This is a genomic window from Geminicoccus roseus DSM 18922 (assembly GCF_000427665.1).
Lineage (GTDB): Bacteria > Pseudomonadota > Alphaproteobacteria > Geminicoccales > Geminicoccaceae > Geminicoccus > Geminicoccus roseus.
On sequence record NZ_KE386572.1, the window covers coordinates 4,660,770 to 4,680,725 of the forward strand.

A 19,956-nucleotide genomic window follows, 5' to 3' on the forward strand; every position below is an offset into this window, starting at 1 on the left:
GCAGGCTCAGTCCCGCACCTGGGCCAGCCAGTCTTCCAGGTTGTAGTAGTTGCTGACCCGGGTGATCCGGCCGCGCTCGATCTCGAAGAAGGCGCCGCCCGGCAGCACGTAGGTCTGGCCCTTGGCCTTGGGCAGGCCCTCGTCGGTGGCGAGATAGGTGCCGTTCACGGTGAACTCGGCGGCGGCGCGCGTGCCGTCCGGGTGGGTCATCACCACGATGTCGGTCAGGGTCTCGCGGTAGCTGTGGTTCATCCGCTCCATGAAGCGGCGGAACGCGGTCTTGCCGATCTCGCGGCCGCCCTGGTTCAGGTCGTGCACCACCTCGTCGCTGAGCAGGGCCAGGAATCCGTTCCAGTCCTGCCGGTTGAAGGCATCGTAGTAGGCGAGGATCAGGGCTTCGCTGTCGGCGGCGCTCACGCGGCTCTCCTGTCGAGGTCGAGGTCGAGGTCGGAATCGGTTCGGACGGCGGCCAGGGCCGCTTCGAGAAGGTCGGGGCCGTGATCGCCGCGGATCATGCCCTCGGAAAGCAGGCGGCGGTAGCGCCGGGCTCCGGGCAGGCCGTTGAACAGGCCCAGCATGTGCCGGCCGATCGACTTGAACGGGGTGCCCGCCGCCTGGCGCTCCAGGGCATAGGCGGCCATGGCGCGGACCACTTCCTGGCGGGTCAGCCCGTCCGGGCCGTCCTGCCCGGCCAGCGGGCCGAAGCGGGTCAGGCTCCAGGGGTTCTCGTAGGCCTCGCGGCCGATCATCACCCCATCGAAGCGGCCAAGCGCCTCCGCCACCGCGTCCTCGCTGCGCAGGCCGCCATTCAGGACGATGGTCAGATCCGGCCGCTCCGCCTTCAGCCGCTCGACCAGCTCGTAGCGCAGCGGCGGGATCTCGCGGTTCTCCTTGGGGCTCAGCCCCTTCAGCCAGGCCTTGCGCGCATGGACCACGAACACGGTGCAGCCGGCCTCGGCGACGGTGGTCACGAACCGCCAGAGGGTCGGCCATTCCTCGTCGTCGTCGACGCCGATCCGGTGCTTGACGGTGACCGGCACCGCCACCGCCTCACGCATCGCCCGCACGCAGTCGGCCACCAGTTCCGGCTCGCGCATCAGGCAGGCGCCGAATGCCCCTTTCTGCACGCGCGGCGAAGGGCAGCCGCAGTTCAGGTTGATCTCGTCATAGCCGTGGGCCAGGCCGAGCTTCGCCGACGCCGCCAATGCGTCCGGCTCGGAGCCGCCCAGCTGCAGCGCCACCGGATGCTCTTCCGGCGAGAAGGCCAGGTGGCGCTCCTGGTCGCCGAACAAGAGGGCGCCCGTGGTGATCATCTCGGTATAGAGCAGGGCGCCCGGCGCCAGCATCCGGTGAAAGCGGCGGCAATGCCGGTCGGTCCAGTCGATCATGGGCGCCACGGACAGGCGGCGGGCCCGGTCCAGGGCCGAGGTGCTACGGTCGGCGGGAGCAGCGGGTCGGGAGCGGTCGGACAAGAGCGGCCTTCGGGAGCAAACGGTCGGGCGGGGAGAGCGGTGCCGGACCATAGCATCTTTCGCCGGGTCCGGCATCGGGTGCACGCTCCGCAGCAAAAGGCGGCCGGCAGCCGCCGGTTCCGCCCGGAATGCCTCAGGCCGCCAAGGGCCCGGCGGCGGACGGCATCTGTGCCAAGGCGCGGCGGTCGTAGTCGTCGGCCAGGGCCAGAAGCGCCGCGGCGCCATCGCCCTGGAAGGCCGGGCCGTGCATCAGCGCCAGGGTCGAAGGCGCCAGGTCGGCCAGGCCGCGGATCGTCTTGCCCATGCCCGGGTTCAGGCTGGAATAGCGGAACAAATCCTCCGCGGCGATCGCCGGGCCAACGATGTCGTCCGCGGTCAAGGCGGCGCGGTCGCCCAGCTGGGTGAACAGGTCGCCGCACAGGAGCGTGCCGGTGGACTCCTCGTAGAGCACGCCGGCGTCCCAGCCATGCGGGATGTGCGGCGTGTCGAGATAGCGGACCCGCTTGCCGCGTCCGAGATCGAGGGTTTCCCCATCCTTGAGGATGCGGGGCGGGCGGTCGGCCATGTCGGCCAGCGACACCATGCAGCCGGTCTGGCCGTGCGCCACCTCGGCATGGGGTGCGATCTCCAGCCACTCGTTCATGGCGCCGCACTCGTCGGCCTCGTAATGGCCGAAGCTGATCCAGCGCAGCCGGTCCGCCGGGAGCAGCCGGGCCAGGACCGGCTGGACCAGGGGAAACATCCGGCGCAGGCCGGCATGGAACAGGAGCGGCTCCTCGCCCATCACCAGGAACTGGTTGAAGGTCATGCCGGCGGGCGGCGCGATGTCGGGCACGTAGGTGGAGAGGCGGAAAATGCCGTCGGCGATCTCGTCGATCCTGGTCTGCATGCGATCCTCCATGTGCCCCCGTCGGGGAGCGACAGCCAGATAATTGAATGCACGATCATGTTTCCTTAAAACCCGATCTGGGTCAATATGGATGCACTGGCTTGTGCAGTGAAAGAAGATGCCGCGTAGCTACAACATGAGCCGCCGGGCCGAGCGGCAGGCGGAGACGAGGCGGCGGATCGTGGAAGCCGCCGTGGAACTGCATGGCAGCCTCGGGCCGGCGCGCACCCCGCTGAGCCTGGTGGCCGAGCGGGCAGGCGTGCAGCGCCATACTCTGTATGCCCATTTTCCCGACGAGCGCAGCCTGTTCCTGGCCTGCTCGGGCCTGGCGATGGAGCGCGATCCGCTGGACGATCCCACGCCCTGGCGGGCGATCCCGAAGCGGAGCCCGCGGCTGCGGACCGGGGTCGCCGCCTTGTACGGCTGGTACCAGCGCAACGCCCAACTGGCGGCCTGCGTACTGCGCGACAGCGAGCACCACGTGCTGACCCGGGAGATCGTGCAACTGCGGATGGCGCCGACCATGCGCCTTTATCACGAGGTGCTGGGGGAGGGGCTGGACAGCGGCCAGGGCGCCGTCCTCCAGCTCATGCTCGGCTTCCACGCCTGGCGCAGCCTGGTGCGCGAGAGCGGGGTGGCGCAGGAGGTGGCGGTCGACCTGGCGGTGCAGGCGGTGCTGGGCGCCGGCAGGGAAGAATGGCGGGCGCTGCCGGCGGCGGAGTGAGGAGGCCCGCCGGGGAGCGGCATCGGCGCCGCTATCCGGCGGGCTTCCGGTGACCTAGGCCGGTCGGACCGCTGGCCGGGTTGGGACGCTTTCTCATGTTCGATGCCCTGGGCGGCTGGGGTCGCCGCCGCAAGCCGCCGCTGCGCCTGGTCCATTCCCGGCCGCGCCTGGGCTCGGCACCGCCGCCCGAGCGTCTTTCGGCCAGGCTTGCCCGCCGGTGGCGGCGCTGGCGCAACCCGGTCCTCTACCTTCTGGCCCTGGCGGTGATCTATGCCGCGCTGATGCTGGGCAGCCCCTGGGACCAGCTCACCACGCTGAAGCACTATGCGGCAGGGCTCAACTGCGCTTCGGCCCGGGCGGTCGGGCTGGCGCCGGCCCGGCGGGGCGAGCCCGGCTACTGGTGGCGCAACGACCGGGACGGCGACGGAGAAGCCTGCGAGGTCTGGCCGAGATAGCGGCGAGCCGGGCCCGCCGCCTCCCACGCCGTCAGTGGACCGGCGCTTCCATGGCGCCGGTCATGATCGCCACCGCGTCGGACATCGAATAGTCCTTCGGGCGGATCACGCAGGCCCGCCGACCCAGCCGGTGGATGTGGATCCGGTCGGCCACCTCGAACACGTGCGGCATGTTGTGGCTGATCAGCACGATCGGCAGGCCGCGCCGCTTCACGTCCTGGATCAGGTCCAGGACCTTGCGCGATTCCTTCACGCCCAGGGCCGCAGTCGGCTCGTCCATGATCACCAGCCGGCTGCCGAACGCCACCGCGCGGGCGATCGCCACGCCCTGGCGCTGGCCGCCGGACAGGGTCTCCACCGGCTGGTCGATGTTCTGGATGGTGAGCAGGCCCAGGGCGTTCAGGTGCTTGCGGGCGTCCGCGCGCATCGATTCCCGGTCGAGCTTGCGGAAATACTTGCCGAGAAAGCCCGAGGAGCGCCGCTCGCGGCCCAGGAAGATGTTGTCGGCGATGCTGAGCGCCGGAGAGAGGGCCAGGTTCTGGTAGACCGTCTCGATGCCGGCGGCGCGGGCCTCGAGCGGCGTGCGGAACGCCACCGGCTTGCCCTCCAGCAGGATCTCGCCGGCGTCCGGGTGCAGGGCGCCGGTCAGCGCCTTGATCAGCGACGACTTGCCGGCACCGTTGTCGCCGATCACCGCCAGGATCTCGCCCGGGTAGAGCTCGAACTCGGCATGGTCGATGGCGACCACGTGGCCGTAGCGCTTGACTAGGTTGCGGGCCTGCAGGATCGGCGCGACGCCGGCGGGAGCGTGGGTGTTCTGCTGGGGCTGGTTCATGCGGAAGCCTTCCGGATCCACTGGTCGATCGCGACCGCGACGATGATGAGCAGGCCGATGGCGAATTCCTGCCAGAGCGAATCGGCGCCGGCGAGCGCCAGGCCGTTGCGGAACACGCCCACGATCAAGGCGCCCACCAGGGTGCCGACGATCGAGCCGCGCCCGCCGAACAGCGAGGTGCCGCCGATCACCACCGCGGTGATCGAATCCAGGTTGGCGGTGGCGCCGGAGATCGAGCTGATCGCGCCGATCCGGCCGATCAGCGCCCAGCCGGCTACCGCGCAGATGAAGCCCGCCAGCGTGTAGACCGCGATCAGCGTGCCGGTGACGTTGATGCCGGCGAGCTTGGCCGCCTCGGGATCGTCGCCGGTGGCGTGGATGTGGCGGCCGAACGCGGTCCGGTTCAGCATGTACCAGACCAGCGCCGCGATGATCAGCATCAGGATCGAGCCGAGCGTGATCCTGGCACCCATGAAGGTGAAGGCGTTGCCGGTGAACTGCAGGAACGAGGCCGCGGCCTCGACCTCCTGCTGCCGGATGGTCTGGCTTTGCGAGTACCAGAGATTGAGCGCGCCGAAGATGCTCCAGGTGCCGAGCGTCACGATGAACGGCGGCAGCTTGAGCTTGGAGACCAGGAAGCCGTTGAGGAGGCCGCAGCCCACGCCGACCAGCAGGCCCAGCATGAACGCGAACGGCACCGGCACGCCCGAGATCACCGCGAGGCGGCCCATCACCACGGAGGACAGCACCATGATGGCGCCCACCGAGAGGTCGATGCCGGCGGTCAGGATGATCAGGGTCTGGGCGGTGCCCAGGATGGCGATGATGGTGACCTGCGCCAGGACCAGCGACAGGTTGAACGGATGGAAGAAGCGGCCGCCCACGATGGCGCTGAACAGCACGATCGAGAGGGCCAGCACGATGAACGGGATGGTCGTCGGATTGCCATGCAGGAAATGCTGGATCCGCTTGAGCGGCGACTTGTGCTCGACCTCGAACGTCGCATGGGACTGCTCGGGGAGGCTGGCGATCGGACGCTCATGATCGGCCGGTCCCGCCTTTCCGGCGGCACGCGCAGAATCGGTCATTCTCGGCCCTCATCCAGTGCGATGGGCATCGATCCGGCGGCGGGATCGACAAATGTTCAAAGCGACCCGCATTGGCTTCCGTGCCAGGGGGGCGCGGGGCGGTCCTGCTCCCGCCGCCGGCCCGGCTCCGGGGATGGAGCCGGGCTGGCGGGGAACGAGACCGCCCCCTTGGGTCAGATCAGCCCCAGCAGAGCTTGAGGCCTTCCTCGGAGGTGATCGATTCCAGGCCGTCCACCGGCTTGTCGGTCACCAACTCCACGCCGGTGTCGAAGAACGACTTGCCGGGCGTCGGCTCGGGCTTCTCGCCGGTCTCGGCGAACTTCGCCACCGCCTCGACGCCCATGGAGGCCATCTTGAGCGGGAACTGCATCGAGGTGGCGCCGATCACGCCGGCCTGCACGTTGCGCACGCCCGGGCAGCCGCCGTCCACCGAGGTGATGAGGACCTGGTCCTCCATGCCGAACGCCTTGAGCGCCTCGTAGGCGCCGGCGGCGGTCGGCTCGTTGATCGTGTAGACGACGTTGGTGTCCGGATCCTTCTGGAGCAGGTTCTCCATGCCGGTCCGGCCGCCTTCCTCCGCACCCTGGCCCCACTGGTGGCCGACGATGCGCGGGTCATCCTCGTCGCCGTAGCGGGTGTTGTCCTTCACGTCGATGCCGAAGCCCTCCATGAAGCCCTGGTCGCGCATGGCGTCGACCGTGGGCTGGGTCTCCAGCGCGTCCAGGAAGGCGATCTTGGCGTTCTCGGCCTCGTCGCCCAGGGTCTTGCGGGCCCATTCGCCGATCAGCAGGCCGGCCTTGTAGTTGTCGGTCGCGAACGTGGCGTCGGCGGATTCCACCGGGTCCAGCGGCGTGTCGAGCGCGATCACCAGGATGCCGGCGTCGCGGGCCTTCTGGATGGTCGGCACGATCGCCTTGGTGTCCGACGGCGTGATCAGGATGCCCTTGGCGCCGGCGGCGATGAGGCTCTCGACCGCGGCGACCTGGCTGTCGTTGTCGCCGTCATACTTGCCGGCGAAGCTGGACAGGGTGACGCCCAGCTCCTTGGCCTTGGCCTCGGCACCTTCCTTCATCTTGGCGAAGAACGGGTTGTTGTTGGTCTTGGTCACCAGACCGACGATGGTCTCGGCGGACGCGGGCATTGCCGACGCGGCCAGCGCGAAGATCGCGGCAGCGGTGGACATCAATACGGGACGACGAGCCATGCTCCCCCCTCCTGATCCGGTTATTTGAGATAAGGTCCCTGATCGATCCAGCGGGCGCGGCTTTCCTTGGGCACGCCGTGCATCGTTCGTTGTTCGTCCCCGCCTGCCACTGCAGGATCGGGTTCGCCGTCGAAGGAACAACCGCATCGCAGCCACGTCAATAGATAAATCCGAGTGATTTAACTATTGACCGGGCTTCCCCGCCCGGAGCAGCATCCGCCAGCCCCATCGCCCGGATGATGGTCCGTTGCGCGATTCCTGCCGCCCCGGCAGATCGCGTTCGGAACTCCGCGGCCGATCCGGGGGCGGGGGAGGCTTGAAGGAATGAACGGGCATGCCGTGATCGGCAGGAACGGCCCGCAGGCCGTCGCCGACCTGGGCGGCGGCACCAACCAGACCGGCGGGCGCCTCTACAACGAGCGCCTGCTCCTGTCGCTGATCCGACGGCGCGGCAGCCTGTCCAAGGCGGCCATCGCCCGGCTGACCGGCCTGTCCGCCCAGACCGTTTCGGTGATCGTCAACCAGCTGGAGCTGGACGGGCTGCTGCGCCGGCAGAGCCCGCAGCGCGGCCGGGTCGGCCAGCCGTCGGTACCGATCTCGCTGGACCCGGAGGGCGCCTTCTCGCTCGGCATGAAGCTCGGCCGGCGCTCCAGCGAGCTGACCCTGATGGACTTCACCGGGGTGGTCCGCGCCAGCCTGCGCGAGACCTATGCCTACCCGACCCCGGACCGGATGCGCGCGTTCGTTGATCGCGGCACCCGGCAGCTGCTGAGCCGCCTGTCCGCGACCCAGGCGAAGCGCGTGCGCGGCCTGGGCCTGGCCGCACCGTTCGAGCTCTGGAACTGGCAGTCCGAACTCGGCGCGCCGCAGGCGATCGCGGAATCCTGGCGGAACTTCGACATCCCGGCTGCCGTCCAGCAGATCTGTCCCTGGCCGGTCCACTACTGCAACGACGCCTCGGCGGCCTGCGCCGCCGAGCTGGCGTTCGGCCGCCACACCCATTTCTCCGACTTTCTCTACCTGTTCATCGGCTCGTTCCTGGGCGGCGGGATCGTCCTGAACGGCAACCTGTTCCAGGGGCGCAGCGGCAATGCCGGCGCGCTCGGCCCGCTGCCGGTGGGCGGCCCCGACCACCGGCTGATCCGCTGCGCCTCGCTCTACGTGCTGGAGCAGTCGCTGGCCGACCGGGGGCTGGACCCGCAGGCGCTCTGGCGCTCCGACGACTGGTCCTGGGCGGGCGAGGTGCTGGAGGACTGGATCGCCCAGACCGCGCAGAGCGTGGCCTTGGCCTGCCTGACCGGGCTCGCGATCATCGACTTCGAAGCGATCGTGATCGACGGCGCTTTTCCCGAGGCGGTGCGCATCCGGCTGGTCGAGGCGGTGCAGCGCCGCTTCGAGGAACTGGACCGGCGCGGGATCAGCCCGGTCGAGATCGTGGCGGGCTCGATCGGCCCGACCGCGCGCGCCATCGGCGCCGCCAGCCTGCCGCTGCTCGCCGGCTTCTCCCGCGACCCCGACGTGCTCTTCAAGGAACGAGTTCACCAGCCGGCCGCCACCGGCTGATCCTGGCAACGACAACGGACACGAGAACGAGATGACAGTGCTGATCGGCGTCGACTGGGGCGGCACCAAGATCGAGGCGCTCGCCATGCGCCCGGACGGCAGCGAGATCGCCCGCATCCGCAAGGACACCCCGGCCGGCGACTACGAGGCCTGCGTGAAGATGGTGGCCGAGCTGGCCCTGGCGGTGGAGGCCAAGGCCGGCGAGAAGGGCCGGATCGGGATCGGCATCCCGGGCTCGGTGGATCCGAAGAGCGGGATCGCCAAGGGCTGCAACTCGACCTGGCTGCTCGGCCGCCATGTCGAGAAGGACGTGGTGGCGGCCTTGGGCGGCCGCGAGGTCCGGCTGGAGAACGACGCCGACTGCCTGGCCTCCTCGGAGGCGATCGACGGGGCGGGCGCCGGCAAGCGGGTGGTGTTCGCGGTGATCCTGGGCACCGGCAACGGCGCCGGCATCGCCATCGACGGCCGCCCGCACAGCGGCCCGAACAACAGCGCCGGCGAGTGGGGCCACAGCCCGCTGCCCTATCCGGACCTCACCGAGATCCCCGGCCCGCCCTGCTATTGCGGCAAGCATGGCTGCCAGGAGACCTGGACGTCCGGCACCGGGTTCCAGAACGACTTCGCCCGGCACACCGGCAGGAAGGTCAAGGCGGCCGACATCATGCAGATGTACCGCGATGGCGACCGGATGGCGCGGCTGGTCTATCAGCGCTACCTGGACCGGCTGGCGCGCGGCCTGTCGGTGGTGGCCAACACGCTGGACCCGGACATCTTCGTCCTGGGCGGCGGCATGTCGAATGTCGACGAGCTGTACCGGGACCTGCCGGAGAAGATCGGCGACTACACCTTCTCGCCGGTGTTCTACACCCCGGTGGTGAAGGCCAAGCATGGGGATTCGTCGGGCGTGCGCGGTGCCGCCTGGCTTTGGAAGGAGCGGACGTGAGCGTGGAGCGGAGCATGGACGAGATCGGGCAGCGCCTGGCCACGGCGACGGAGGTGATCCGCGAGGCGGGCGCCTTGGCGCTCGGCTATTTCAGGAAGCTCGACCAGCTCACGATCAAGAGCAAGGGCCTGCAGGACATGGCCAGCGAGGCCGACCTGAACACCGAGCTGTTGATCAAGGAGCGGCTGGCGAAGGCCTTTCCCACCGACGCCTTCCTGGGCGAGGAGACCGGCACCGCCGATCTCGCCGGCGCCAGCGGCATCTGGGTGGTCGACCCGATCGACGGGACCCAGCCCTTCATCTCGGGCATCCGCACCTGGTGCGTCTCGATCGCCTATGTGCAGAACAACGAGATCGAGATCGGCCTGGTCTACGACCCGTGCGCCGACGAGCTGTTCGCCGCCCGGCGCGGCGGGCAGGCGACCATGAACGGCCGGCCGATCAGCCCGCATCCCGGCGCCGACTTCACCGCCGGCATCACCAGCGTCGGCTATTCCAACCGGATCGCGCCCGCGTCGGTGATCTCGGTGATGACCAGGCTGCTGGAGGCGGGCGGCATGTTCCACCGCAGCGGCTCCGGGACACTCTCGATCTGCTACGTCGCCTGCGGCCGGCTGCTGGGCTATGTCGAGGGCCACATGAACAGCTGGGACGCCCTGGCGGCGATCGCGATCGTGCGCGGCGCCGGCGGGCGGACCAACGACTTCCTGGCCGATGACGGCCTGACCAAGGGCAACGTCATCGTGGCCGGCCCGGCCGCGCTGTACGACCGGCTGGAAGCCCTGACCCGCTGACGGGGCAAGGGCGGGACCGGCACCAGCCGGTCCCGCTACCAGCCGGGATCAGGAACCGCCCGCTACTCGGTCCATCCGCTCCACGATGTTCTCGGCGACCTTCTGGGCGACCGCGCGGGCGGTCTGTTCGGTGCCGAGCGTCGATTCCAGGTCGAACGTGCCCGGCCGGACCAGGCGCTGGGTCGCGACCAGCACCTTCTGGGTCTCGGAATCGCGCGCTTCCACCAGGATCGTCAGCGAGCCGGTGAGCGACCCGCCTTCGCCCAGCGCCGTGCGCCCGACATTGACCAGGGCGCTCATCGGAATGAGCCGGGTGACCGTCGCGGCATAGGGCACCGTCGACGACACCCGCAGCACGGTGAAGCGCAGCTCCAGGACGCCCGGGCCGGCCTCGCTCGCCATGTAGTCGCGGGCGCGCAGCAGCTTGATGGTCTCCTCGGGGATCATCTGCGCGAGCTTCTGCACTTCCTCGGGCGAGAGGCTGCCATAGTCGGCGCCTTCGCCCTGGTAGACATGGGCCTGCGGGTCGACCATCACCTTGGAGTAGGATTTCGGGTCGAACTTCGGATCGCGGTAGGTCCAGCCCTCGCTGACCCCGGGCTCCGGCTTCATCTGGGCGGTCTCGCTTCCCGCCGGCAGGGGCCCATCCGCGCCGCCGCCGCCGCCGCTGCCGCTCTGGCAGCCAACAAGCGCGAGCAGGCCGCCCGCCGCCAGCGCCATCCCGATCCATTTCCTGTTCATCGCACGCCACCACCTGATCTCGAACGGGGGCAGGATCCGGGCGGGAGGCAGCCCCGTCAACGAAACCCCGACCTAGCCGGCGTAAAACATGCCGGCGCGGGAACGGGCGGGCCGGCGCGCCGTTCGACCAGGGCGGATCCACCGCCAGGAGCAGGACGATGAAGGCCCGGCAGATCCACGAGGCAGCAGGGCAGCGGACCTTCGCGGTGATCATGGACGCCGGCGACGAGGTCATGGCGGCGCTGGAGGAGTTCGCCCGGACGGAGAAGCTGTCCGCAGCGCAGGTGAGCGCCATCGGCGCGTTCAGCCGGGCGACGCTGGCGTTCTGGGAACGCAGCACGCGCGAGTACCGCAAGATCCCGGTCGAAGAGCAGACCGAGGTTCTGTCCTTGCTGGGCGACATCGCCCTCACCGAGGACGGCCAGCCCAAGATCCACCTGCACGCGGTGCTGGGCCGGGCGGATGCCAGCACGCTGGGCGGCCACCTGATGGACGGCGTCGCCGAGCCGACCCTGGAAGTGATCGTCACCGAATCGCCGGCCCATCTGCGCCGGGTGTTCGACCCGGACAAGGGCCTGGCCTTGATCCGGCCCTGAGAGACCGCGCCTAGCCGCGCAGCCGGCGGGCGATGTCGATCGCGGCGTAGGTGAGGATGCCGTCGGCGCCGGCCCGCTTGAACGCCAGGAGGGTCTCCAGCATCGCCGCATCGGCGTCCAGCCAGCCCTGCAGGCCCGCTGCCCGGATCATCGCGTACTCGCCGCTGACCTGGTAGGCGAAGGTCGGGACGTCATAGGTCTCCTTCACCCGGCGGATGATGTCGAGATAGGGCAGGCCCGGCTTGACCATCACCATGTCGGCCGCCTCGGACAGGTCGACCGCCACCTCGCGCAGCGCCTCGGCGCTGTTGGAGGGGTCCATCTGGTAGGTCTTCTTGTCGGCCCGGCCGAGCGAGCGGCCAGAGCCGACCGCGTCGCGGAACGGACCATAGAAGGCCGAGGCGTATTTCGCGGCGTAGGAGAGCAGGATGGTCTCGTGGAAACCGGCCTCGTCCAGGCTGGCGCGGATCGCGGCGATGCGGCCGTCCATCATGTCGGAGGGCGCCACGATATCGCAGCCGGCGGCGGCCTGACAGACCGCCTGGCGGCATAAGGCAGCGATCGTCTCGTCGTTGAGGATCACGCCGTCGCGGATCAGCCCGTCCTGGCCGTGGGAGGTGAACGGGTCCAGCGCCACGTCGGCGATCAGCCCGATCTCCGGCACCGCCTGCTTGATCGCCCGCAGGGCACGGCAGACCAGGTTGTCCTCGTTCCAGGCCTCGCAACCATCCTCGGTCTTGCGCTCCACCGGGGTCACCGGGAACAGCGCCAGGGCCGGGATGCCCAGGCGCGCGGCCTCCTCGGCCACGCCGACCAGAAGGTCGACCGACAGCCGGTCGACGCCCGGCATGCTCGCCACCGGCTCGCGCTGGCCGCTGCCCTCCAGGATGAACACCGGCAGGATCAGGTCGCGGGGGGCCAGCGCCACCTCCGCCACCATGGAGCGGATCCAGGCAGTCCGCCGCAGGCGGCGCGGGCGGGAGCGCGGGAAGGCAGCGAACGGCGTCAATGTTCGTCTCGGACCAGGTTGCGACGGCGCGACGATAGTGCAGGCGGCGCCCGAGGTTAAACAATCGCTTCGTCCATGCGACCGGCCGTCGCTGCTCCGGGCAATGGCTGCATCGCCGAAACGGCGGGAATGCGCGCTGCCGAGATCACGCTGAGCGCGAAAAATTACCGGATGATGTACACCCAGCGTTGACGAACCACATTTTTCCTCGCCAGAGTCATGGCAGATGATGAAGGAAGGATGGCCGGGACGATCGGTGCGGTCGCCAGTGCCACGCATGATCAGATTCAACGGTCCCGTGATTACGAGGGCGACGTGAAAGACCCATATCTCGTTTCCATCCGGTTGATCGAACGTCTGCACCGCCGATTTCTGGACGTGATCAAGACCGAGCTCGACCATCTTGGGATCGAGGACATCAACAATGTCCAGACCTTGATCCTGTCGAACATCAACGAGGAGCAGCTCACCGTCGGTGAACTGACGGTTCGCGGCTACTACCTGGGGTCGAACGTTTCCTACAACGTGAAGAAGCTGGTCGAGACCGGCTACCTGATCCAGGAGCGCTCCTTCCACGACCGGCGGATGACCCGGGTGCGGCTGTCGCAGAAGGGCCTGGAGCTGGTCGCCAAGATCGACGCGCTCTACGCCAAGAACGCCCAGGAGCTGGCGGCGACGGGGATCGGTGCGGAGCGGCTGTCCTCGGCCAACGAGCTGCTGGGCACCCTGGAGCGGTTCTGGAGCAACTATATCAGCCGCGCCTACCAGCGCTGATCCCGCCCGAGGGGCCTTCTCAGAACGACGAGCCCGGCTCCTGGAGGAAGGCCTCCTCTTCCGGGGTGGAGGTGCGCCCGAGGATGCGGTTGCGGTGCGGGAAGCGGCCGAACCGCGCCACCACCTCGCGATGGCGCAGGGCATAGTCCAGCATCATCGGGTTCTCGACCGTCGCCATCAGCTCGCAGCAGCGCTCCTGGTCCTCCAGCCGCTCGGAATGCTCCAGCGGCATGTAGAGGAACGGCCGCCGCTCGATCGGCACCTGTCGGTCGGTCCCGGCGGCGATCAGGTCGCGGGCGACCTCGCGGGCTTTGGCGTCCGAGGCGAATGCCTGCGGCGTGCCGCGATGGATGTTGCGCGGGAACTGGTCCAGCACCAGGACCAGCGCCAGGGCGCCGTCCGGCGTGCCGGTCCAGGCATCCAGCGTGCCCGCGGTCGCCGGCAGGACCAGATGCCCGAAGCTATCGCGGATCTGCCGGTCGAACGCCTCGTCGACGGCGAACCAGGCCTTCTGGTCCTGGACCCCGAACCAGAACGACAGGATGTGCTCGATCGGGTTCTGGTGCATGTCGGGGTCTCCGGATGGCGCTCGCCCCTTCATTAGGTGCACGAGGGGCGCTATCCGATCCAGCCTGTTCCATCGGAGCCCGCACCAGATGATCCCGCGTTACGCCCGCCCCGAGATGACGGCGATCTTTTCGCCCGACGAGAAGCTGCGCCTGTGGCTGGAGATCGAGCTTTGCGCCGCCGAGGCGATGGCCGAGCTCGGCCAGGTGCCGGCGGACGCCGTGAAGGCGCTGCGTCAGGCCACCGAGACGCGCAAGGACGAGATCATCGATCCGGCGGCGGTCGACAAGATCGAGGCGGTCACCCGGCACGACGTGATCGCGTTCCTGACCCATGTCGAAAATTTGTGCGGCGCCGACACCCGCTTCCTCCATCTGGGCCTGACCAGCTCCGACCTGCTCGACACCACGCTGGCCGTGCAGCTCGCGAAAGCCGCCGACCTGCTCCTGGAGGGGCTGGACCGGCTGCTGGCAGCACTGGAGGCCAGGGCGCAGGAGCATCGCGGCACCGCCACGATCGGGCGCAGCCACGCGATCCATGCCGAGCCCACCAGCTTCGGGGTCAAGCTGGCAGGGCATTATGCCGAGTTCGCCCGCTGCCGGGCGCGGCTGGTGGCCGGCCGGGCCGAGATCGCGACCTGCGCCATGAGCGGAGCGGTCGGCACCTTCGCCAACATCGACCCGAGGGTCGAAGAGTCGGTGGCGGCAAGGCTCGGCCTCGCGGTCGAGCCGGTCTCCACCCAGGTGATCCCGCGCGACCGCCATGCCGCGTTCACCGCCACGCTCGGCATCGTCGCCTCGGCGATCGAGCGCCTGGCGATCGAGATCCGCCACCTGCAGCGCAGCGAGCTGCGCGAGGCCGAGGAGTTCTTCCACAAGGGGCAGAAGGGCAGCTCGGCGATGCCGCACAAGCGCAATCCGGTGCTGTCGGAGAACCTGACCGGGCTCGCCCGGATCGTGCGCGGCGCGGTGGTACCGGCCCTGGAGAACGTGGCGCTCTGGCACGAGCGCGACATCTCGCACAGCGCGGTGGAGCGCACCCTGCTGCCGGACGCCTGCATCGTGCTGGACTTCGCCCTGCACCGGGCCGCCGGGATGATCGAGAAGCTGGTGGTCTATCCCGAGCGGATGAAGCGCAACCTCGACGCGTCGCTGGGCCTTTGGAACGCGCAGCGCATCCTGCTGGCGCTGATCGAGACCGGCCTGCCGCGCCAGCAGGCCTACGAGCTGGTGCAAAAGAACGCGATGCGCGCCTGGGAGCAGGAGACGCCGTTCCTGGCGGAGCTGCAGGCCGATCCGGAGGTATCCGGCCGGATCGATCCCCAGGCGCTCGAGGGGCTGTTCGACCTGGGCTACCACCTCAAGCATGTCGACACGATCTTCGGGCGGGTGTTCGGCCAGGGCAGCCCCGCCTGATCGCGCGGCTGGCGGTCCCGCTCCTCGGCCTGCTGGCCTGCGCCGCGCCGGCGGGAGCGGGCATGCTGGTCGAGGGCGACCTGTTCGGCGTGCCGCTCCGCCTGGAGGTGGGACGCAACCCGGACCTGGTCCGGGCGGAGGTCGCCGGGGCAGGGCGCCTGCTCGACCTGCGCTCGGGGCGGATCTTCCCGGACCAGGGTGCCGCGGTGGCCGCCGCCGACCTGCCCGAAGCGGCGTCGCTGTTCCGCTACCGGCTGGCGCTCTGGGGCGGGCGGCGGCTGACGATCGCCGGGGAGAAGGGCGGCTACCACGTGATGACCCTGCTGGGCCGCACCTGCGGCGAGGTGGTGGTCGCGGACTGGACCCGCCCGCTGATCGGCCCGCTGGTCCGGGCGGTGGAGCTCCTGCAGCGCAGCGAGGCGACGCTCCGGCCAAGGGAGCGCGACGCCTGCGGCGCGATCCCGTTCCGCGCCTATGCCAGCCGCGGCTGGCCGCTCCTGGCCGGATGGGAGGACCAGAAGGTGTTCGAGACCCGGCGGATCGCCATGGACCACCAGCCGGACGAGCGGATCTTCCAGCTGCCCTGAACTCAGCCGGAACGGGCGCGGACCCGGGCGGTGGCCTTGGCGCTGGCCGGGTCGTCCGGCCAGAAATGCTTGGGATAGCGGCCCCTCAGGTCCTTCCTGGTCGCGGGCCAGCCGGTGATCCAGAAGCCGGCCAGGTCCGAGGTGATCGCGGCCGGGCGCTGGGCCGGCGAGAGCAGGTGCAGGACGCAGGGGATCCTGCCGCGCCCCAGGACCGGGCCGCTGGCCGCGCCGAACATCTCCTGCAGCCGCACCGCCAGCACCGGCGGGTCGACGCCATAGTCGATGGCGTGGCGGGTGCCGGCCGGGGTCGTCCAGTGGGTCGGCAGTTCGGCATCCAGGCGGGTGCGCGCGGCATGGTCCAGCCTGGCGGCCAGGATCGCGTGCCAGTCCAGCCCTCTCGCCGCCTTCAGCGAACGCAGCCCGCCGAGCCAGCCGCCCAGCAGCGTGGCCGCGTCCCGGACCAGGCCGTCGTCGGACAGGTCGGGCAGGGTGCTGTCCGGACCATCGGCACCGCGCAGCATCTCCACCCGCCGGCGCAGGCGCTCCGCCGCCGGGCTGGCGGCGACCAGTTCGGGCAGGGCCGGGGCCAGGGCGTCGAGCAGGATCCGCTCGGCCAGCTCCGCCGGGGGATCGGTCTCGCTGGCGCGCAGCTCGATGGCCCCGATCATGGTGGCGCGCCTGGCGACGACCCGGCCGCTCTGCGGGTCGATCCGCGTCTCGGTGACCTCTCGGCACCGCCCGGCCGGCATGTCGCTTGGGTCCAGCGCCGCCGCGAGACGGCAGCGGCCATCGGCTCCGCGATCGTCGACCTCGGCGATCACCAGGAAGGGCATCGCCGCCAGGGGATCGCCCGGCTCCAGCCTTGCGCCGCGGCCGTTCGCCAGCCGATAGGAGCCGGGCTGGCGGCGCTGGGCGATCCGGTCCGGATAGGCCGCCGCCAGCAGGAGCCCGGCCCTCTCCGGCTCGATCTCGCGGCGGTCGAACCGGCCGCGGGCGAGCTGGCGGGCGATGTCCTGCACCTGCCGGCGCCGCGCGGGATCGCCGCTGCCGTCGCGCAGCGCCGCCAGCCGGTGGGCGAGGTCGGTGGACGCGCTGCCAGGGGTCAGGTCGCGGCTGGACAGGAGCGCCGCCAGGGCGATCCCGGTGGCGGCCAGGCCCTCGCGCTCGGCTGCCAGGATCATCGCGGCCAGGCGCGGATGGGTCGGCAGGGCCGCCATGCGTCGGCCGGCCGGCGTGACCTGGCCGGCCTCGTCCAGGGCGCCCAGGCTCTCCAGCGTGGCGGCCGCCGCCGCCAGGGCGCCCGCCGGGGGCGGGTCCAGCCAGGACAGGGTTGCCGGGTCCTGCACGCCCCACAGGCGCAGCTCCAGCACCAGCTGCACCAGGTCGCTGTCGGCGATCTCGGGCGGCAGATGCGGGAGCATGGCGCGCTCCTCGGCCGCCGACCACAGCCGCAGGCACACCCCCGGCTCCAGCCGGCCGGCGCGCCCCCGGCGCTGCTCGGCATTGGCCAGGGCGATCCTGCGGGTCACCAGGGCGGAGGTGCCGGTGCGTGGCGAGAAGCTCGGCTTGCGCGCCAGGCCGCTGTCGACCACGACCCGCACTCCCTCGATGGTCAGGCTGGTCTCGGCGATGTCGGTGGCCAGCACGATCTTGCGCTGCCCGGGGGCAGGGGGGCGGATCGCCCGGTCCTGGGCCTCGCGGGACAGGTCGCCATAGAGCGGGTGGATCTCGATCTCCTTGCGCCCGCCCAGGCGTGCCGCGAGGAACGAGGCCGCCCGGCCGATCTCGGCCTGGCCCGGCAGGAAGGCCAGGATCGAGCCGCTCTCGGTGGCGACCGCGTCCAGGCAGGCGTTCGCCACCGCGCGGTCGACGGGCTCCGCCGCGTCGCGGCCCAGATGGCGCACGGCCACCGGGAACATCCGGCCCTGGCTGCGCAGCACCGGGGCGTCGTCCAGGAGACGGGCCACCGCCTCGCCGTCCAGGGTCGCCGACATCACCAGGACGCGCAGGTCCGGGCGCAGCGCCGCGCGGCTCTCCAGGGTCAGCGCCAGGGCCAAGTCGGCATCCAGCGAGCGCTCGTGGAACTCGTCGAAGATCACCGCGGCCACGTCGGCCAGCTCCGGATCGGTTTGCAGCCGGCGCAGGTAGAGGCCCTCGGTCAGGACCTCGACCACCGTGTTCTGGCCGATGCTGCGCTCGAAGCGCATGGCGTAGCCGACCTGCTGGCCGGTCTCCTCGCCCAGGATCTCGGCCATCCGGCGCGCGGCGGCCCGGGTCGCCAGCCGGCGCGGCTCCAGCATGATCAGCCGGCGGTTCTGGCGCCAGGGCGCTTCCAGCAGCGCCAGCGGCACCAGCGTGGTCTTGCCGGCCCCGGGCGGCGCTTCCAGCACGGCGCGGCCGGCATCGCCGAGCGTATCGACGAGGGAGGGCAGGAGGTCGCGGACGGGGAGGTCGGGCAGATGCTGCATGGCGCGGGCTGGCTAGCAGATCCGGCGCGCGCCCGGAATGCGCCCCGGAACGCGGCCGGCCTCAGATCAGCCCTTCGCTGCGGAAACTCAGATGGCGGCCCTTGCCGACAATCACATGGTCGTGGACCTCGATCCCGGCGGCTTTGAGCAGGTTCACCACCTCCCGGGTCATCTCGATGTCCGGCCGGGACGGGGTCGGGTCGCCGGAGGGGTGGTTGTGGACCATGATGATCGCCGCCGCATCCAGGTCCAGGCAGCGCTTGAGCACTTCGCGGGGATAGAGGGGGGTATGGTCGACGGTGCCGCGGCTCTGCACCTCGTCGCGCAGCAGGATGTTCTTGCGGTCGAGGAACAGGATGCGGAAATGCTCGGTGCCGTCATGGCTCATGGTCACCGCGAGATAGTCGGTGAGGGCCGTCCACGATCCCACCAGCGGCCGGTCCTTGAGCTCCTCCTTCAGGGTCCGGCGCATCGCCTGGTGGATCGCCTTCAGCAGCACCCTGGTGAAGCGCAGGTCCTCGTCGACCTGCTGGCGGCGCTCCGCGTCGGCCTGGAGCGGGTCCAGCTGGAACAGCTCGCCATAGCGCTCCGGCGGCGCCGCCAGCACGGCGCCCAGGCTGCCGAACCGCTCGATCATCGCCTTGGCGATCGGCTTGGTGTCGCGGCGGTAGACCGAGAAGAACAGGAGCAGCTCCAAAAGCTCGTAGTCGGCGAGCGCCGTCTCCTCGCGCGCCTCGGCAAAGCGGGTGCGCAGCCGCTCGCGGTGGCCATGGTAGTGCTTGCTGCCGAACACCCAGCCCTTGTCCGGATCGGCCGGCGCCGCCTCGGCGAGACCCGGCGCCAGCGTCGCCAGCTGGTCGGCAAGGCCGCGCAGCGCCTCCTCGGAGAACAGGAGCCACGCCTTGCGGCTGCCGTCGAACCTTGCGGCCAGCGCCCGCAGCCGCTCCTTGTGCAGCCAGGTCCGCCCGACCACCACGAAGCGGCTGCCGCCGGCCTCGTCGGCCTCGCGCGCCACCGACAGGCCGTGCGGGCGCAGGCTGTCGGCGATGGCGGGATCGAGCTGGAACATGGGCGTCAGCCGGCGGGGGACAGGGTGAACACCTCGACGCCGGTCTCGGTGACGCCCACCGTGTGCTCGAACTGGGCGGACAGCCCCCCATCGGCGGTCACCACCGTCCAGCCGTCCTCCAGGCGGATCGTGGCATGGCCGCCCGTGTTCACCATCGGCTCGATCGTGAAGAACATGCCTGGCCGCAGCTCCACGTCGCGCGCCAGGTCCAGATGGTGCAGGACCTGCGGCGGCTGGTGGAACTCCCGGCCGATGCCGTGGCCGCAATAGCTGCGCACCACCGCATAGCCTTGTGCCTCGACATGACCCTGGATCGCCCGGCCAATCGCGGACAACCACCCGCCTGGGCGCACCGCCTCAAGCCCAAGTGCCAGGGCGGTGCGGGTGGTCTGCAGCAGCCGGGTCCGCTCGGGATCGATGGCGCCGACCGCGAAGGTGCGGCAGCTGTCGCCATGCCAGCCGTCCAGCTTCACGGTCACGTCGACCTTGAGGATGTCGCCCTCGGCCAGCGGCCGCTCGTCCGGCATGCCGTGGCAGACCACCTGGTTCGGCGACATGCAGGTGGCGAACGGATAGCCGCGATAGCCCAGGGGGGCCGGCACCGCGCCATGGTCGCGGATGAATGTTTCGGCCAGCGCGTCCAGCCGCCGGCTGGCGACGCCCGGGCGGATCTCCTGCGCGATCATGTCGAGGGTGGCCGCTGCCAGGCGGCCGGCGTCGCGCATGGCGGGGAAGCATTCGGCGGGATGCAAGGGGATGGCCT

The 19,956-nt window shown here is 70.4% G+C and carries 21 protein-coding genes; 9 read left to right on the forward strand and 12 right to left on the reverse strand.

Translation table 11 applies throughout. From position 1 onward, the window contains the following. Window positions 1-6: 6 nt before the first annotated feature. From GEMRO_RS0123000 to GEMRO_RS0123010, 3 genes are all read right to left on the reverse strand, one after another. Window positions 7-417, reverse strand: coding sequence for a ketosteroid isomerase-related protein (locus tag GEMRO_RS0123000; RefSeq protein WP_035485857.1), 411 nt, complete (start codon window positions 415-417; stop codon window positions 7-9). Then, window positions 414-1,472: a tRNA dihydrouridine(20/20a) synthase DusA gene (dusA, locus tag GEMRO_RS0123005; RefSeq protein ID WP_240476746.1), complete on the reverse strand. Its 1,059-nt coding sequence runs from the start codon at window positions 1,470-1,472 to the stop codon at window positions 414-416. The genes GEMRO_RS0123000 and dusA overlap by 4 nt, the downstream gene beginning before the upstream one ends. Window positions 1,473-1,605: 133 nt before the next feature. Continuing rightward, complete coding sequence (locus tag GEMRO_RS0123010; protein WP_027135887.1) at window positions 1,606-2,361, reverse strand: MBL fold metallo-hydrolase; 756 nt, start codon at window positions 2,359-2,361, stop codon at window positions 1,606-1,608. A gap of 118 nt (window positions 2,362-2,479) precedes the next feature. Here GEMRO_RS0123010 and GEMRO_RS32990 point away from each other — a divergent pair, with 118 nt between their 5' ends. Then, window positions 2,480-3,085, forward strand: a complete 606-nt coding sequence (locus GEMRO_RS32990; protein ID WP_051329386.1) for a TetR/AcrR family transcriptional regulator — start codon at window positions 2,480-2,482, stop codon at window positions 3,083-3,085. Between the two features lie 95 nt (window positions 3,086-3,180). Then, on the forward strand, window positions 3,181-3,540 hold the full coding sequence (locus tag GEMRO_RS34440) for an excalibur calcium-binding domain-containing protein (protein ID WP_051329387.1): 360 nt from the start codon (window positions 3,181-3,183) through the stop codon (window positions 3,538-3,540). Between the two features lie 31 nt (window positions 3,541-3,571). On the opposite strand, the gene GEMRO_RS0123025 is transcribed toward GEMRO_RS34440, so the two are convergent. The 3 genes from GEMRO_RS0123025 to GEMRO_RS0123035 all read right to left on the reverse strand — a co-directional run bounded on the left by GEMRO_RS0123025 (window position 3,572) and on the right by GEMRO_RS0123035 (window position 6,646). Next, complete coding sequence (locus GEMRO_RS0123025) at window positions 3,572-4,375, reverse strand: ATP-binding cassette domain-containing protein (protein ID WP_051329685.1); 804 nt, start codon at window positions 4,373-4,375, stop codon at window positions 3,572-3,574. After that, window positions 4,372-5,463, reverse strand: coding sequence for an ABC transporter permease (locus tag GEMRO_RS0123030; RefSeq protein WP_027135889.1), 1,092 nt, complete (start codon window positions 5,461-5,463; stop codon window positions 4,372-4,374). The genes GEMRO_RS0123025 and GEMRO_RS0123030 overlap by 4 nt, the downstream gene beginning before the upstream one ends. A gap of 178 nt (window positions 5,464-5,641) precedes the next feature. After that, the gene (locus GEMRO_RS0123035) at window positions 5,642-6,646 is read right to left on the reverse strand and encodes a sugar ABC transporter substrate-binding protein (RefSeq protein ID WP_205625178.1); all 1,005 of its coding nucleotides are present in this window, start codon (window positions 6,644-6,646) and stop codon (window positions 5,642-5,644) included. 345 nt (window positions 6,647-6,991) lie between these two features. On the opposite strand from GEMRO_RS0123035, the gene GEMRO_RS0123040 reads away from it, so the two are divergent. Genes GEMRO_RS0123040 through GEMRO_RS0123050 form a run of 3 tightly spaced genes read left to right on the forward strand, consistent with a single transcriptional unit; the run spans window position 6,992 to window position 9,967 of the window. Continuing rightward, window positions 6,992-8,230 carry an ROK family transcriptional regulator gene (locus GEMRO_RS0123040; protein ID WP_051329388.1) on the forward strand — a complete coding sequence of 413 codons (1,239 nt, stop codon included), beginning with the start codon at window positions 6,992-6,994 and terminating at the stop codon, window positions 8,228-8,230. 31 nt (window positions 8,231-8,261) lie between these two features. Then, window positions 8,262-9,173, forward strand: coding sequence for an ROK family protein (locus tag GEMRO_RS0123045; protein WP_205625065.1), 912 nt, complete (start codon window positions 8,262-8,264; stop codon window positions 9,171-9,173). Continuing rightward, window positions 9,170-9,967 (forward strand): inositol monophosphatase family protein, encoded by a 798-nt coding sequence (locus GEMRO_RS0123050; protein WP_205625066.1) that lies wholly within the window; start codon window positions 9,170-9,172, stop codon window positions 9,965-9,967. Before GEMRO_RS0123045 ends, GEMRO_RS0123050 begins: the two co-directional genes overlap by 4 nt. 48 nt (window positions 9,968-10,015) lie before the next feature. On the opposite strand, the gene GEMRO_RS0123055 is transcribed toward GEMRO_RS0123050, so the two are convergent. Then, a complete protein-coding gene (locus GEMRO_RS0123055) occupies window positions 10,016-10,708 on the reverse strand; it encodes a DUF3313 domain-containing protein (RefSeq protein WP_027135894.1) in 693 nt (230 codons plus the stop codon). 158 nt (window positions 10,709-10,866) lie between these two features. Here GEMRO_RS0123055 and GEMRO_RS0123060 point away from each other — a divergent pair, with 158 nt between their 5' ends. Beyond that, window positions 10,867-11,304: a PPC domain-containing DNA-binding protein gene (locus tag GEMRO_RS0123060; protein ID WP_027135895.1), complete on the forward strand. Its 438-nt coding sequence runs from the start codon at window positions 10,867-10,869 to the stop codon at window positions 11,302-11,304. 10 nt (window positions 11,305-11,314) lie between these two features. Here GEMRO_RS0123060 and hemB read toward each other — a convergent pair whose 3' ends face one another. Then, the gene (gene hemB, locus GEMRO_RS0123065) at window positions 11,315-12,313 is read right to left on the reverse strand and encodes a porphobilinogen synthase (protein ID WP_027135896.1); all 999 of its coding nucleotides are present in this window, start codon (window positions 12,311-12,313) and stop codon (window positions 11,315-11,317) included. 315 nt (window positions 12,314-12,628) lie between these two features. Between hemB and GEMRO_RS0123070 the strand changes: the two genes are divergently transcribed. Continuing rightward, window positions 12,629-13,087: a MarR family winged helix-turn-helix transcriptional regulator gene (locus tag GEMRO_RS0123070; RefSeq protein WP_027135897.1), complete on the forward strand. Its 459-nt coding sequence runs from the start codon at window positions 12,629-12,631 to the stop codon at window positions 13,085-13,087. 19 nt (window positions 13,088-13,106) lie between these two features. Here the strand turns inward: GEMRO_RS0123070 and GEMRO_RS0123075 are convergent, their stop codons facing one another. Then, window positions 13,107-13,655 carry a DUF924 family protein gene (locus GEMRO_RS0123075; protein ID WP_027135898.1) on the reverse strand — a complete coding sequence of 183 codons (549 nt, stop codon included), beginning with the start codon at window positions 13,653-13,655 and terminating at the stop codon, window positions 13,107-13,109. Between the two features lie 88 nt (window positions 13,656-13,743). Here GEMRO_RS0123075 and purB point away from each other — a divergent pair, with 88 nt between their 5' ends. Beyond that, a complete protein-coding gene (purB, locus tag GEMRO_RS0123080; protein ID WP_027135899.1) occupies window positions 13,744-15,069 on the forward strand; it encodes an adenylosuccinate lyase in 1,326 nt (441 codons plus the stop codon). Between the two features lie 62 nt (window positions 15,070-15,131). Then, window positions 15,132-15,656, forward strand: a complete 525-nt coding sequence (locus tag GEMRO_RS0123085; protein WP_027135900.1) for a hypothetical protein — start codon at window positions 15,132-15,134, stop codon at window positions 15,654-15,656. A gap of 2 nt (window positions 15,657-15,658) precedes the next feature. On the opposite strand, the gene hrpB is transcribed toward GEMRO_RS0123085, so the two are convergent. The 3 genes from hrpB to map form a co-directional block, all read right to left on the reverse strand. After that, a complete protein-coding gene (hrpB, locus tag GEMRO_RS0123090; protein WP_027135901.1) occupies window positions 15,659-18,124 on the reverse strand; it encodes an ATP-dependent helicase HrpB in 2,466 nt (821 codons plus the stop codon). A gap of 61 nt (window positions 18,125-18,185) precedes the next feature. Further along, window positions 18,186-19,193, reverse strand: coding sequence for a JAB domain-containing protein (locus GEMRO_RS0123095; RefSeq protein ID WP_084507434.1), 1,008 nt, complete (start codon window positions 19,191-19,193; stop codon window positions 18,186-18,188). A gap of 5 nt (window positions 19,194-19,198) precedes the next feature. After that, on the reverse strand, window positions 19,199-19,918 hold the full coding sequence (map, locus tag GEMRO_RS0123100; protein ID WP_240476748.1) for a type I methionyl aminopeptidase: 720 nt from the start codon (window positions 19,916-19,918) through the stop codon (window positions 19,199-19,201). Window positions 19,919-19,956: the final 38 nt, after the last annotated feature.

Excerpts from the sequence above, each read along its gene's own strand:
- GEMRO_RS0123010 (WP_027135887.1), bottom strand. The coding sequence starts at position 2,361 with ATGCAGACCAGGATCGACGAGATCGCCGACGGCATTTTCCGCCTCTCC.
- GEMRO_RS32990 (WP_051329386.1), top strand. The coding sequence starts at position 2,480 with ATGCCGCGTAGCTACAACATGAGCCGCCGGGCCGAGCGGCAGGCGGAG.
- GEMRO_RS34440 (WP_051329387.1), top strand. The coding sequence starts at position 3,181 with ATGTTCGATGCCCTGGGCGGCTGGGGTCGCCGCCGCAAGCCGCCGCTG.
- GEMRO_RS0123025 (WP_051329685.1), bottom strand. The coding sequence starts at position 4,375 with ATGAACCAGCCCCAGCAGAACACCCACGCTCCCGCCGGCGTCGCGCCG.
- GEMRO_RS0123030 (WP_027135889.1), bottom strand. The coding sequence starts at position 5,463 with ATGACCGATTCTGCGCGTGCCGCCGGAAAGGCGGGACCGGCCGATCAT.
- GEMRO_RS0123035 (WP_205625178.1), bottom strand. The coding sequence starts at position 6,646 with ATGTCCACCGCTGCCGCGATCTTCGCGCTGGCCGCGTCGGCAATGCCC.
- GEMRO_RS0123040 (WP_051329388.1), top strand. The coding sequence starts at position 6,992 with ATGAACGGGCATGCCGTGATCGGCAGGAACGGCCCGCAGGCCGTCGCC.
- GEMRO_RS0123045 (WP_205625065.1), top strand. The coding sequence starts at position 8,262 with ATGACAGTGCTGATCGGCGTCGACTGGGGCGGCACCAAGATCGAGGCG.
- GEMRO_RS0123055 (WP_027135894.1), bottom strand. The coding sequence starts at position 10,708 with ATGAACAGGAAATGGATCGGGATGGCGCTGGCGGCGGGCGGCCTGCTC.
- GEMRO_RS0123060 (WP_027135895.1), top strand. The coding sequence starts at position 10,867 with ATGAAGGCCCGGCAGATCCACGAGGCAGCAGGGCAGCGGACCTTCGCG.
- GEMRO_RS0123075 (WP_027135898.1), bottom strand. The coding sequence starts at position 13,655 with ATGCACCAGAACCCGATCGAGCACATCCTGTCGTTCTGGTTCGGGGTC.
- purB (WP_027135899.1), top strand. The coding sequence starts at position 13,744 with ATGATCCCGCGTTACGCCCGCCCCGAGATGACGGCGATCTTTTCGCCC.
- GEMRO_RS0123085 (WP_027135900.1), top strand. The coding sequence starts at position 15,132 with ATGCTGGTCGAGGGCGACCTGTTCGGCGTGCCGCTCCGCCTGGAGGTG.
- hrpB (WP_027135901.1), bottom strand. The coding sequence starts at position 18,124 with ATGCAGCATCTGCCCGACCTCCCCGTCCGCGACCTCCTGCCCTCCCTC.
- GEMRO_RS0123095 (WP_084507434.1), bottom strand. The coding sequence starts at position 19,193 with ATGTTCCAGCTCGATCCCGCCATCGCCGACAGCCTGCGCCCGCACGGC.
- map (WP_240476748.1), bottom strand. The coding sequence starts at position 19,918 with ATGCGCGACGCCGGCCGCCTGGCAGCGGCCACCCTCGACATGATCGCG.